This is a genomic window from Kocuria sp. PD6, assembly GCF_031844145.1.
GTDB classification, from domain to species: domain Bacteria; phylum Actinomycetota; class Actinomycetes; order Actinomycetales; family Micrococcaceae; genus Kocuria; species Kocuria marina.
On record NZ_JAUZUS010000002.1, the window covers coordinates 146,774 to 160,873 of the forward strand.

6 protein-coding genes and 1 pseudogene are annotated in these 14,100 nt (G+C 68.7%); 3 read left to right on the forward strand and 4 right to left on the reverse strand.

Features of this window, described 5'->3' with window-relative positions; translation table 11 throughout:
• Nucleotides 1-6: 6 nt before the first annotated feature.
• Nucleotides 7-1,383, reverse strand: coding sequence for an L-serine ammonia-lyase (locus Q9R22_RS02240; RefSeq protein WP_311253996.1), 1,377 nt, complete (start codon nucleotides 1,381-1,383; stop codon nucleotides 7-9).
• Between the two features lie 616 nt (nucleotides 1,384-1,999).
• On the opposite strand from Q9R22_RS02240, the pseudogene Q9R22_RS02245 reads away from it, so the two are divergent.
• A pseudogene (locus Q9R22_RS02245) lies at nucleotides 2,000-3,091 on the forward strand (S8 family peptidase).
• Nucleotides 3,092-3,212: 121 nt separating this feature from the next.
• Here the strand turns inward: Q9R22_RS02245 and Q9R22_RS02250 are convergent.
• The gene (locus Q9R22_RS02250) at nucleotides 3,213-5,288 is read right to left on the reverse strand and encodes a glycoside hydrolase family 15 protein (RefSeq protein ID WP_311253997.1); all 2,076 of its coding nucleotides are present in this window, start codon (nucleotides 5,286-5,288) and stop codon (nucleotides 3,213-3,215) included.
• Between the two features lie 260 nt (nucleotides 5,289-5,548).
• On the opposite strand from Q9R22_RS02250, the gene Q9R22_RS02255 reads away from it, so the two are divergent.
• Entirely contained in the window at nucleotides 5,549-8,344 is a 2,796-nt protein-coding gene (locus tag Q9R22_RS02255; RefSeq protein ID WP_311253998.1) for a hypothetical protein, read from the forward strand.
• Between the two features lie 72 nt (nucleotides 8,345-8,416).
• On the opposite strand, the gene Q9R22_RS02260 is transcribed toward Q9R22_RS02255, so the two are convergent.
• Nucleotides 8,417-9,976, reverse strand: coding sequence for an AbgT family transporter (locus Q9R22_RS02260; protein ID WP_311253999.1), 1,560 nt, complete (start codon nucleotides 9,974-9,976; stop codon nucleotides 8,417-8,419).
• A 345-nt stretch (nucleotides 9,977-10,321) separates the two neighbouring features.
• Between Q9R22_RS02260 and Q9R22_RS02265 the strand changes: the two genes are divergently transcribed.
• Nucleotides 10,322-11,695 (forward strand): amino acid permease, encoded by a 1,374-nt coding sequence (locus tag Q9R22_RS02265; protein ID WP_311254040.1) that lies wholly within the window; start codon nucleotides 10,322-10,324, stop codon nucleotides 11,693-11,695.
• A gap of 6 nt (nucleotides 11,696-11,701) precedes the next feature.
• Here the strand turns inward: Q9R22_RS02265 and Q9R22_RS02270 are convergent, their stop codons facing one another.
• Nucleotides 11,702-13,825 carry an AAA family ATPase gene (locus tag Q9R22_RS02270; RefSeq protein WP_311254000.1) on the reverse strand — a complete coding sequence of 708 codons (2,124 nt, stop codon included), beginning with the start codon at nucleotides 13,823-13,825 and terminating at the stop codon, nucleotides 11,702-11,704.
• Nucleotides 13,826-14,100: the final 275 nt, after the last annotated feature.

A 14,100-nucleotide genomic window follows, 5' to 3' on the forward strand; every position in this document is an offset into this window, starting at 1 on the left:
TGCCCGTCAGCACTCGATCACGTTGACCGCGAGGCCGCCGCGCGAGGTCTCCTTGTACTTGATCTTCATGTCCGCGCCGGTCTCCCGCATGGTCTTGACCACTTGATCCAGGGAGACCTTGTGGGTCCCGTCCCCCTGCATGGACAGCCGGGCGGAGTTGATGGCCTTGACGCTCGCGATCGCGTTGCGCTCGATGCACGGGATCTGCACGAGCCCGCCCACGGGGTCGCACGTGAGCCCGAGGTTGTGCTCGACCCCCATTTCCGCGGCGCACTCCACCTGCCGCGGGCTCCCGCCCAGCACGGCGCACAGGCCGGCGGCCGCCATGGAACACGCCGATCCCACCTCGCCCTGGCAACCCACCTCGGCGCCGGAGATCGAGGCGTTCTCCTTGATCACGATCCCGATCGCCGCGGCGGTGAGCAGGAAGTCGACGATCTTGTCGTCGCACACGTCCACCATGAACCGCGTGTAGAAATGCAGCACCGCGGGGATGATCCCCGCCGCACCGTTCGTGGGGGCGGTCACGATCCGCCCGCCGGACGCGTTCTCCTCGTTGACCGCGAGCGCGTACAGGTTGACCCAGTCCATGCCGTAGAGGGGGTCGTTGCCGGGTTCCTTGGCGAGCAGACGCTTGCGCATCTCCGGCGCACGACGGCGCACCTTCAGTCCCCCGGGCAGGGTCTTCTCCTCGCGCGTGCACCCGTTCTCCACACATTCCTGCATTACGGACCAGATGTGCAGCAGCTGCTCCCGGGTCTGTTCCGCGGGCCGCCACGACAGCTCGTTCGCGGCCATGATCTGGGCGATGTTCAGACCCTCGGTCTCGCAGATGGCCAACAATTCATCACCCGTGCTGAACGGGTAGGCCACGGGGGTGCTGTCCGCGACCACCTTGTCCGCACCGCTCGCGGACTCGTCCACCACGAAACCGCCGCCCACGGAGTAGTAGATCCGTTCGCGGATGACCTCGCCGGCGGCGTCGTAGGCGGTGAAGCTCATCCCGTTGGGGTGGGTGGGCAGGGACTTCCTGCGGTGCATGATCACGTCATGGGAACGGTCGAAGGTCACGGGGTGTGTGCCCCCGAGCAGCAGTTGCCCTTTCTCTCCCGCGAGCGCGACCTTCTGGTCCGCGAGGTCCGTGTCCACGGTCTCGGGGTCCTCGCCCATGAGCCCCAGCACCACGGCCTTGTCCGATCCGTGGCCCCACCCGGTGGCCCCCAAGGAGCCGAAGAGCTGGGAGTGGACCCGGGTCACGGACTCCAGCAGGGCGTCGGCGGCGAGCCCGGCCACGAAGAGCCGTGCGGCCCGCATGGGCCCCACCGTGTGGGAGGACGACGGTCCGATACCCACCGAGAACAAATCCAGAGCACTGAGTGCCACGTCGCGGTCTCCCCACTGTCGGGCTCCGGGAAGCGGCCTGGTGGGGCCGTGCGGAGCCGGGCGGCCGCGCGACGCGGATGGGTCGCGCGGAACACACCCAAGGTACGTGAGTCTCACATAGTGGGCAACTGTCGAAGGGGTGAGGAGCCCATGACGAGCGCGGCCGAGCCGCCGAATAAATAGGTGACACGTGTTTTTGAGAGTCTGGCTGTTTGGCCATTGTTCACTTGATAACGATCCGATTACGGTGAAATCGCATTCGAGAACCCGGCCTGGACGTGCGGAAACGGTCGTTCATGCGGTACTGGGATGCGCCCTCTGTCCCGTCGCCCCCGTTTCTCGTGCACGGGAAACGGCACTTTCTCGTCACTCTGGTCGTTCACGAAATCCACGGGCTCGTTTCCTCGGATCTCGGTTGACCACCGAACGAAGGATTCCCTCCATGAGCAAGAGAAACGCATTCCTCGCCACGGCCGCCGCGGCCGCTGTCGTCCTGGGCACGGTCTCCCCGGGCATCGCGGCACCCGCCAACACCCCGGCGGAAAACGCGTCCGCGCAGAACTCCATCAACCAGGGGGCCAAGGTCCTGGACGTGTCCGGCGGCGAGTACGTGGTCATGCTGGAACTGTCGGCCGCCAGCAAGGCGCCCGCCGGTCCGGCGAGCAGGGCGGCCCGCACGGCCGTGGCCAAGGCCACCCAGAAGCAGGTGGACAAGTGGCAGTCCAAGGGCGACAAGGTCAAGCAGCAGTTCAACACCATCGGTGGTTTCACCGCTGACCTGAGCCCCGCCCAGGTCAAGACCCTCAACGCGGACCCGGGCGTGGCGGTCGTGGAGAAGAACAAGACCGTCAAGGCCACCGCGTCCCAGTCCAACGCCACGTGGGGCCTGGACCGCTCCGACCAGAAGGACCTGCCGCTCAACGGGACCTACAACTACTCGGCCACCGGCGCGGGTGTCACGACCTACGTGATCGACACGGGCGTGCGCGCCACCCACTCCCAGTTCCGCGGCCGGGTCTCCCCCGGTGTGACCGCGATCGACGACGGTTACGGCAGCGGCGACTGCAACGGTCACGGCACCCACGTGGCCGGCACCGTGGGTGGGTCCACCTAGGGCGTGGCCAAGTCCACGAACATCATGCCCGTGCGCGTGCTGGGCTGTGACGGCATCGGCTCCACCGCCGGCATCGTGGCGGGCATGGACTGGGTCTCCTCCACCGTCAACGGTCCGGCCGTGGCCAACATGAGCCTGGGCGGTGGGGTCTCCACCGCCATGGACAGCGCGATCAACCGGATGATCAGCGCCGGCGTGGTGCCCCTCGTGGCCGCGGGCAATGACGCGAACAACGCGTGCAACTACTCCCCGGCCCGCGCGAGCGCCGCCATCACGGTGGGCTCCACGGATCGCCGCGACCAGCTCTCGAGCTTCTCGAACTGGGGCTCCTGTGTGGACATCCTGGCCCCGGGCACGGACATCACCTCGGCCTGGCCGTCCAGTGACTCCGCGACCAATACGATCTCCGGGACCTCTATGGCCACCCCGCACGTGGCGGGCACGGCGGCGCTGTACCTCGAGCAACACCCGAACGCCGGCGTGGCGGAGGTGGAGCGCGCGCTCAAGTCCAGCGCGATCCCCGGCACGATCGACAACGTGCACGGTTCGGCGAACCTCATGCTGAACACCTCGCTGCTCACCGGGGCTCGCTGACTCTCAGCCCGAGCCGATCGGCGTGAGCCGGCTCCAAACCTGAGCCGATCGTTCCGGGCCGCTCGACCCTGAGCCACCCCTGGTGGGCAGCTCCGCCCGAGGCCGCTCGGCCCGACTCCCCTCAGGAGTCGCGCTGAGCGGCCTCCAGCGCGTCCGCGGCGCGGATCAGTCCCAAGTGACTGAACGCCTGGGGGAAGTTGCCCGCCAGACGGTGCTGAGCGACGTCGTACTCCTCGGAGAGCAGACCCAGGTCCGAGGCGAAACCCACGGTGGTGCGCATCAACCGCTGGGCGTCCTCAATGCGCCCGGAGCGCGCGTACTGCTCCACGAGCCAGAACGTGCAGATCAGGAACGGGCACTCCCGCCCGGACAGCCCGTCCATGGACGTACCCGCGTCGGTGGTGCGGTAGCGCCACACCTGCCCCTCCTCGCCCTGCAACTCGTGCTCGATCCGCCCCACGGTGCGCAGCATCGCGGGGTGGTCGGGCGCGATGAACCCGGTCTGCGGAAGTTGCAGGAGGGAGGCGTCCACCTCCGTGTTGTCGTAGGTCTGGGTGAAGTACCCGAGGTCCCGGTTGTACCCCTTGTCCCAGATCTCGCGGTGCAAACGATCGCGCATCTCTTTCCAGTGCGCCACGTCCCCCGTGAGCCCGTGTTCGGTCACGGCCCGGATGCCCTCGTTGAACGCGGCCCACATCATCACGCGGCCGTGCGTGAAGAAATGCGTGTCCCCGCGCATCTCCCAGATCCCGTTGTCCGGCTCGTCCATGCGCAGCTCACAAAAGCCCAACAGGTTGCACTGCAGACCCCACGAGTAGTCGTTCTCCTCCACCCCGTTGTCCCGCAGGGTGGCCAGGGCCATCATGACCTCGCCCGCAACATCCGCCTGGTACTGCGCCACCGCGCCGTTACCGATCCGCACGGGCCGCGAATTCTCGTAGCCGCTGAGGTGATCCAGCTCCCGTTCAGCGAGGTCCCGGCGCCCGTCCACGCCGTACATGATCTGCAGTTGTTGCGGGTCCCCGGCCACGGCGCGCAGCAACCAGTCACGCCACAGCAGCGCACCGTGCGTGTGCCGGTGTTCCACAAGGACCTCGATGGTCAGGGCGGCGTCCCGCAACCACGTGAAGCGGTAGTCCCAGTTGCGCTCGCCCCCGAAGTCCTCGGGCAACGCCGCGGTCGCCGCCGCCACGATCCCGCCGGTGCGGGCGTGGGTGAGTCCGCGCAACACGAGCAGGGAACGGGAGACCGCGCCGTCGAACTCGCCGCGGGACTCCACGTCCGAGGCCCAGCCGCGCCAGAAGTCCTCCGTGGCCCGTTGGGCGCTGTCCGGGTCCGCGGGGACGGGCAGCTCTTCGTACGAGTGGCTCCACGTGAGCACCCAGTCCATGCCCTCGCCCTCGTGCAGCGTGAACCGGCCACGGTGTCCCCGGCGGATCCCCTCCATCACCCGGATGTCGCTGCCGGGATCGTGCTCACGGTGCAGCACCTCCACGGGATTGCCCTCCGCGTCTTCCTCGTACGGCTCCAGGTCCGGGCCCGTGAGCAGCAGGGCGTCCGGGCCGGCCACGGCCAGCAGCCCGTGGTCCGCGCGAGACGTACTGAGCGCGATGCGCGCGGAGATCTCCCGTAGAAGCTTTTTGAAGTCCGGGCGCCGGCCGTGCCGCTCGCCGGCTGTCACCGTTTCCGGGTTCGACGCCGCACGGCCAGGTTCCTCGGACGCGCCCACCGGGTGGGGTTCGGTGGCGGAATCCCCCAACCGCGCCTCATCCGGGTGCCGGGGGCGTTGGTTGCCCAGTTGCACACGGCGCACCCACGGGATGACCTTGCCGTAGTCGAAGCGGAACCGCAGATCGTGCTCCACCTCCGCGGTGCCCTCGAAGCACTTCACGCGCCGCACCAGATCCGCGTGGTCGTCACTGGGCGGCAGGAAGTCGGTCACGCGCACCCGTCCGGTGGGCGTCCGCCACTCGGTCTCCAGCACGAAGGTGTCCGGGACGTAGCGACGGGAGACCACGTGTCCGTCCACGGCGCTGAGTTTCCAGTGCCCGTTGCTCTCGTCCCCCAGCAGGGCGCAGAACACGGCGGGTGAATCGAAGCGCGGGAAGCACAACCAGTCCACGCTTCCGTCCCGGGACACCAACGGCCCGGTCTGCAGGTCCGCGAGCAGTGCGTAGTCCTCCAGAGGGGTACTCATGGGCCCATTCCATCATTACGGTCACGGGCCCCGTCCCTCGGTGATGTGCGGGGCCGGATGATGACGCCGCACCGAACACGCCCCGCCGCCGTCCCGGTACTCCTCGCCGGAGCCCCGTGCGCACACGTCAAATATTGACTTATTCACGAACCTGTCCCCCGATCGAATAGCCCGGCGCTTTCCGTACGCATTCTTCTGGTATCCAGGAATTGCCCAGGTGGGTTCTTGGGCTTTCATCGCGTGATTCTGGGGAGAAACGAATGCCTTCATCGGCGCACGACCCGGCGGGCAAGGCCCGCGAACCGGGTCCCGACGACACCGAAGAATTGTCCGCAACCACATCACCGGGAACCGCGCGGCATGACCCCGGAGTCCAGCATGACCTCGACGCTCAGCACGACGCCGCTGCTGCCCGGGGTGCGGGCCACCGGCCCCCGGCGGCGCTGCCCACGATGACCGCGCGACACTGGTGGGTTCCCGTGCTCGCGGGCGTGGGCGGCTACGTGGGAACCGTGGTGGGCATCGTGATCGCCCTGGTGTTGAGCATCCTGGGGCTCGCCCTCCAGGGGGACTCGGACGGGGGATCCACGACCGACCGCCTTAACGAGGAGATCAGCAACGCCACGGGCCTGGACACCGACACCTCCGGGCTGCGCTGGATCCTGTCCGTCCCGTTCCAGCTCGCGGCCATGGCGGCCCTGGTCCCGCTGCGGCTCATCCTCAGCTTCGGGGGCGAGGGAGCCTCCGCCGGGATCACCGTCCCCCAGTACTTCGCCCTGGCGTGCGGGATCCTCACCGCGTGGCTCATCGCACGCAAGCTCTCCACCCGCATGCGCGTGGAGACCCGCGGGGTGCAGTGGCTCATGGCCGCCGTGAGCGGACTGACGTGGGCCGCGCTGGCGCTGGTCGTCACCGCCCTCACGGTGCTGCGCCTGGACGTGCCGTTCTTCGCCTCGGACATCCGCGTGCGCCTCACGGCCCTGGGCGGGGGCCTCTTCCCGGTCCTGTTCCTCGTGGGCCTGCTGAGCGTGGCGGCCGCCCTGAACGCGCGCCCCACCCAAGTCTCCCCGGGACGCATCGTGGTCGGCGCCGAACGTTCGACCCCCGGCGTGCTGCAGGTGCTGCGGCCCATCGCCGTCCAGTTCTCGGTGTTCGGCACCGTGGCCGGACTCGGGCTGCTGATCTACGCGTTCGTCGAGGGTGGCGCCCCCGCCGGCTTCTCCGCCCTGTTCTGGTTGCCGATCGCGGTGGGCTGGCTATTCGTCCTCTCGCTGCTGTCCGCGCTCACAGCGGGCGGGGCGGCGACGTCGCTCACCGGACTGACCGGGCGCTCCGACGCGTTCTACCTGTGGTCGGAAGGTACCGTCCCCGTGTGGGCCGTGGTGCTGTGCATCCTGCTGGCCCTCGTGTCCGCGGTGTGTGCGGCCATCACGTGGGCGCACGTGCGTCCCCTGGACGAGCGTGTGGCGCGCACCCCGCTGGCGTGGACGGTGCTGCCCGTCACCTACTTCCTGCTGGGCCTGCTGGCCCTGTGGTTGCTGCGCGTGGGCGGATATGCCTCCGGGGGCATGGTCGGCTCGAGCAACGCGGTGTTCAGCCTGCGGCCGGCCGGCTGGACGTGTCTCGTGTTCTTGGTGTGGGGCGTGATCATCGAACTGCTCGCCCGCTTGGTGGTGCCCGCGTTCATGCACACCCTGCCGCGCCGGGTGACCCGCGGACTGCGCGGTTCGGAGCGCTCCCGGGGCCGGGCGGCCGTGGTGGCCTCCGCGGCCGCCATGGGTGGCGCGGGACTCGCGGGTGCGGGACTCGCCGGGGTCGGCACCCGGGCGACGCCCGCTCCGGAAGCCCCCGCAACGACGTCGTCAGCGCAGCACCCGAGCGCCGAACCGACGGCGACGACGGCCCTGCAGGACGCGACTGCGGCCTACTCCGGACCGCACGCCGGGAGCGGCGACGAGACCCGGGTGCTGCCGAGCTACGACGATCCCGGGGCGACCACGCGCATGCCGGCGCAGCGCGCCCCCATGGACCCCGCGACGAAGAAGCGGATCCGGTTGATCGCGATCATCGTGGGCACCCTGATCCTGCTGGCCGTGCTCGCGACCGTGGTGTTCTCCGTGCTGAGCCGCACCGTGTTCGGCCCGGACAACCAAGCCGAGGACCTGCTGCGCTCCGTTACGGATGGCAACGCCACCCACGCCGCGGAGATCGCGAATCCCAACGTCAGCAGCGGCCAGCGCGCCCTGCTCACCGACGACGTCTACGGCGCGGCGCAGAACCGGATCTCCTCGTACGAGATCAAGGACACGACCATCGACGGGGACCGCGCCACGGTCAACGCGACCGTGACCCAGGACGGCGTCACCACGCCCGTGGCGCTGCCCATGGTCAGTGACTCCCGGAACGGCCTGTTCAAGTCGTGGCGCGTGGACGAGAGCGCGGGGGTGCCTCTCTACCAGGCGCTCACCGTGGAGGTGCCCGCGGGAGTCGGTGAGCTCGACGTCAACGGGAAGAAGGTGTCCGTGGACACGCAGGGCCAGCCCCACACCGTGGAGTACACGGTGCTGCCCGGTGACTACGCCGTGGGTGTGAGCTCCTCGAGCAAGTACGTGACGTACGGCGGGAACCAGGTGGCGGAGATCCGCGCCGGTTCGCCGTCCTCCGCGCCCGTGATGTCCTTCCAGCCGTCCTTCACGCCCGCCCTGGAGGAGGACCTGACCAAGCAGCTCAACGCGACCCTGGACAGGTGCGCCCAGAGCACGGAGTTCGAGCCCGAGGGCTGCCCGTTCGGGTACTCGATCTACGGTGACGACGAGGACTACCGCAATCCCCAGTGGAGCATCCAGCGCTACCCCACCTACTCGGTGTCCTCGTACGGGAACCAGGCGACCTTCACGACCGACCGCTCCGGCGAGGTGCGGCTGGACTACCAGTACAACGAGGAGTACGACGACGAGCCCGCCGACTGGACTGACCGGGACACCACCTCGAGCGTCTCCGGTTACGGGACCGTGAGCGTGTCCGGGGACGAGCTCACGATCAACGCCAACGACTGAGCAGTGACCGTGCGCCCCTTCCCACACGTTGGGAAGGGGGCGCCGTTCACGCACGGGCCGATATGCCGGGCCTCAGAGGTCCTGCGGGCCCAGCGGCAGACCCAGCAGGTACCACACGATGAACAGCAGGAACCAGCCGATGAGCATGGCGATCGAGACCGGCAGCACCAGGGAGATGAGCGTGCCCACGCCCGCTTCCTTCTGGTAGCGGCGCAGGTACCCGAGGACCAGGGCGAAGTACGGGCTCACGGGGCTGATCACATTGGTGGGGGAATCCCCGATCCGGAACAACGCCTGGGTCATCTCCGGTGAGACGTCGAGCAGCATGAGCATGGGCACCATCACCGGGGCCAGCAGGGTCCACTGCGCCGAGCCCGAGGTGATGAGCAGGTTCATCACGGCCACGATCGCCACGATCCCTGTGAACGTGAGGATGGGGTGCAGTCCCAGCGAGCCGATGAAGTCCGCGCCGTAGATCGCCAGGACGGGACCGATCCCGGACCACTGGAAGTACGCGGTGAACTGGGCCGCGGCGAAGAACAGCACCAGCACGGGGGTCACGGTGGTCAGTCCCGTGGCCATGGCCTCGGGGATCTGTCGCGCCTCGGTCATGGTCCCGGCGGCCCGTCCGTAGATCCAGCCGACGACGGCGAACATCACCGCGATCACGATGCCCACGTTGAGCAGCAGCGGGGACATCAGCACGGAACCGTCCTCCGCGCGCAGGGGTGAGCCGGGGATCAGCAGGACCGCGAGATAGATCACGAGCATGATCGCGAACGCGATGCCGGCGTTGCGCAGACCCCGCTTCTCGCGGGGCTTCAGGCGCATGTCCTCGAAGTCCCCCATGTTCTGCTGCTTGGTATCCGTGTCCTCCTCGAGCGCCGCACCGCGTTTGGCGAGCACGGTCTCCGTGACCAGGGTGATGATCGCCGCGAGCACGAGCGACGACACGAAGGTGAAGAAGTAATTGGAGACCGGGGTGACGATCACGCTGTCGTCGATCAGCCCCGCGGCGGCGGTGGTGATGCCACCCAGGAGGGCGTCCGACGCCGTCGGCAACAGGGACGCGTTGAAGCCCGCCGCGACCGAGCAGAACGCCACCACGAGCCCCACGACCGGGGACCGGCCGGCGGCCTTGAACGCGAGCGCACCCAGGGGGATCAGCACCACGTACATCGCGTCCGAGGCGATGGACCCCATGATGCCCGTGAGTGCCAGGACGAAGGTCAGCCACTTGGGACCCACGCGGGACACCGAGCCGCGCAGCGCCGCGGAGAGCATTCCGGAATGTTCGGCCACGGCCACGCCCAACAGGATCACGACCACGAGCCCCAGGGGCGGGAACTCCACGAAGTTCGTGACCGCTTCCGCGACCATCTTGCGCAGCCCGTCCGGGGCCAACAGGTTGGTGACCGCCACCGTCTCGCCCGTGGCGGGGTTGACCGCGCTGAGTCCCACGGCGGAGAGGATCCAGCTGAGCAGGATCACGACCCCCGCGAGCAGGAGGAACAGCCAGAACGGGTCGGGAAGCTTGTTGCCCACCCACTCGATCCAGTTCAGGACCCGGAGCAGACCACCGGTCCCCTTCTGTGTGCCGTGCGAGCGGGCACGGGGCGTGGACGAGGACATCTCTGGTTCCGTTCTGCCGGCGGAGTCGTGCTGCGCCCAACGTACGCAATCGCGGGGCCATGACACGTGATTACGGCGCAGCAGTGGTGACGTGGCGCACCTTTGTCACCGATACACCGACGTCCTGTTCCGCCGGCGCACCTGCATCCTGGCGCGCACCCCGTTCATCCTCGCCCCACGAGCCGGGGCGGGTACGCGCCCGGTGTAATCTCCTAGAGGCCCGGATCCGGCCGCCCCTGGTGCGCGGTGCCCCGGCCACCACCTGGTAACCCTCGAGAAGGACCGCCCGTGAGCGAATTCCCCGCCGCCCTCAAACGCGGACTGACCGTGCGCCACATCCGCTTCATGGCCCTCGGCTCGGCGATCGGGACGGGGCTGTTCTACGGCTCGGCCTCGGCCATCCAGACCGCGGGCCCCGCGGTGCTGTTCGCGTACATCGTGGGCGGGGCCGTGGTGTTCCTGGTGATGCGTGCGCTCGGTGAGATGGCCGTGCTCCACCCCGTCTCGGGGTCCTTCGGTCAGTACGCCGGCCGCTACCTGGGTCCCCTGGCCGGTTTCATCACAGGGTGGACGTTCGTGTTCGAGATGGCGATCGTGGCCCTCGCGGACGTCACGGCGTTCGGCATCTACATGCAGTTCTGGTTCCCGGACACACCCCAGTGGATCTGGGTGCTGGCCATCGTGCTGCTGATCACCGGGCTGAACCTTCTCAACGTCAAGATCTTCGGTGAGCTGGAGTTCTGGCTCTCGGTCGTGAAGGTCACGGCCATCATCCTCATGATCGTGGGCGGTTTCGCGATCCTGCTCTTCGGCTTCGCCGTCCCCTCCGACACCCCGCCCGGGCTGCACAACCTGGTGGATCACGGCGGTCTCTTCCCCAACGGGTTCACGAGTCTGCTGCTGTCCTTCTCCGTGGTGATGTTCGCGTTCGGCGGGATCGAGACCATCGGCATCACCGCCGGTGAGGCCCGGATCCCCGCCAAGACCATCCCCGCCGCGATCAACACGGTGCCCGTGCGGATCCTGCTGTTCTACGTGCTGACCCTGTTCGTGCTCATGAGCCTCTTCCCGTGGAACGAGGTCACCGGCGAGGTCAGCCCCTTCGTGCAGATCTTCGACTCCCTGGGCATCCCGTTCGCACCCCACATCCTCAACGCGGTGATCATCACCGCGGCGATCTCCGCGATCAACTCGGACATCTTCGGTTCCGGGCGCATGGTCTACGGGCTCGCGCAGCAGGGTCACGCGCCGCGCGCGTTCACCCATGTGGGCCGCAGCGGCGTGCCCACCCTCACCGTGGCGCTCATGGCCGTGGTGCTGTTGATCGGTGTGGTGCTCAACGCGGTGATCCCGGAGAACGTGTTCCTGATCATCGCGTCCCTGGCCACGTTCGCGACCGTGTGGGTGTGGATCATGATCCTGGTCTCCCACCTGGGCATGTCCCGCGAGCGCGCCCGCGCCGGCGCCCCGCACAGTTCCTACCCCCTGCCCGGCGGTCGCGTGAGCACGTACGCGGCACTCGCGTTCATGGCGTTCGTGATCGTGCTGCTCGCCTTCACCCCGGACACCCGCATCGCCCTGAGCGCCGGGCTCGCGTGGCTCGTCATCATGACGGCGGTGTTCTTCGCGTTCGTGCGCGGCAAGGGCCGCGAGCGCACGGTCCTGCCCGACGACGCCGCTGCGGTCACCACGGATCCCGTGGCCACCGGTTCCAGGTAACCCGGTTCAGCCGGCCGGGTCGATCAGTGGGCGGATCACCACGCCCGCTTCCGCGGCCGACTCCGGTCCGGCGGAGGCGGGCTCACCCCGCCACCACGCCGTGAACTCCCGGGCGGTGAACACCGGCTTGCCCCACTTCGCGGCGTTCTTGGCCTTGTTCGACTGCGAGCCGTCCTCCGCGGTGACCAGGACGTCGCAGCGGGTCTTGGTCACGTTGGCCACCGGCTGCAGCCCACGCTCCACGGCCATGTCCTCGAGGTCCTCCCGGTAGACCTCCCGCCCGTCGGGGCCGATCACCGTTCCGGTGAAACAGATCCGCGCACCCGGCACCAGGACGGCCTCGATCCCCCGAGCCGCATCGGCCGACCCGTCCAGGATGTACTCACCCGTGTGCTCCTCCACGGCGCGCACCACCGCGAGGCTCTGCGCGGAGAGCCGCCCGCGCTCCCCGGCCTCCCGCAACTTCTCGGCGAGTACCGCACCCGGGTGCCCCGCGGTATCCGCACTGCACCGCACGGTGAACCCGGTGACACCGTCCGGCCGGGGCATGAGATAGCCCGGCCGGTCCTGAGCTTCGGGGAACGGATCGGCCAGTCCCTCCGCGACGCCCGACGAAGCCGCGATCTCACGCACCGCGCGGGCCCGTTCGAGCGCCGTCGCCGCCCCGAGACCGCGGCGCTGCTGGGCGGAGACCCGCCCCGCGGCGACGTCGTACCCCAGGGGCATGTGCGTGACGTACCCCGTGCGTTTGAGCTCGTGATCGAGGTACCCGAGCTGGCGGTCGATGTCCGCACCCACGGGCACGCGACCCGCGAGGTGCGGGGCGAGCGCGGCCCACGCGTCCGTGAGCAGGGGCGCGAGCTGGACCTGGCCCGCGGTGATCCCGTATGCGCTGCGCGCGTCCCCCATGTCCCGCGTGGGGTTGACCAGGGTGCTCAGCTCCAGGCCGTCGGCGAACGTGCCCCCGGTCAGGTCCACCACCACATTGTCGAGCGTCTGCCCCTGGCTCTTGTGGATGGTCACCGCCCACGCGAGACGGAACGGCAGCTGCGTGTACGTCCCGATCACGTCGTGGCGCAGCGTTCCGTGTTCGACGGCGGGCCGCGTCACCTCCCACAGGTTGGGTTCGACCTTGGCCAGGTGACCGTCGGGGAGCTCGATGTACACGATGAGCTCGCCGTCCTCCCAGAAGTGGTCGGCCACCTTGGCGATCGTGCCGTTGACCCACCGGTCGGAGGGATCGTTGGTGAGCATCATGACCTGCGCGCCGCGTTTGAACACGAGCTCCCGGTCCACGGGGATCTCGAACCCGTCCAGCTGCCCCGTGAGGATCGCGGAGTGGTGCACGGCCGGCTCGGGGATCTGCTCGAGCATCCCGCGGTTGCGGGACGTGGCCATCCGGTTGGTCGTGGTCAGGGTCAGCCAGAACTCGTCGATGGGCGGGGTGAAGTCCGGGTCGGTGCGGGCGTTGAGCTCCCGGCGGGCCTCCTCGAGCAGCGCACCCTCCCGCACGGCATTGAGGATGTCCACGAGACGGTCGTCCCCGAGCTGACGGAACACTGTGGTCAGTTCCACCGTGGCGAAGTCGTCCCGGTGGTAGGTGTCCGCGGAGAAGAAGTACGGGGTGGAGTAGCGGGTCGCGAAGTACTCGCGTTCGTGATCTGTGACCACGGGCGGCAACTGGTAGAGGTCCCCCACCAACACCAGCTGCACACCGCCGTACTTGCGCCCGGGTTTGGGGCCGAAACGTTCCAGGGCGGCCACGAGGCAGTCGAAGAGATCCGCACGGACCATGGACGCCTCGTCCACGATCAGCGTGTGCAACTCGCGCAGGGTGGCCGCGAACCGGCCGGGGTAGTACCGCCCGCGCCGCACCTCCTCCGGGGACATCCCCGGGGCCAACGAGAGCAACCGGTGGATCGTGTACCCGCCCACGTTCAACGCCGCGATACCCGTGGGTGCCACGACCACCACGTTGCGCCGGGTGTGGGCCATGAACTCCCGGATCAGGGTGGACTTACCGGTCCCGGCCTTGCCCGTGAGGAACACGCTCTCCCCGTGGTGCAGACGCTGCAGGGCTTCCCGGAACTCGCCGGTGAGAACCAACTCGGAGGGATTGGTTGCGTTCACCCGGGCATATCCTTTCCATGCGGCGGTGCACGTGTGACCCTACCGCGCCCACTGCGGGGTCCGGCCTCCCCGCCCTGAATGAGGCTGACCAGCGGCACCCACCATCAGCAACACCCACCACCGGCCACATCCATCACCCGCGAGTCCGAGGACGGTCCACCCGTGAGCACCCAGCACACATCCCAGTCCCACGGCCCCGGGACGGACGTGCTCGCCGTGGACTTCGCGGCACGGATCACCGCCGCCGTGGTGGCCAACGGCGGAATGGTTGTTGA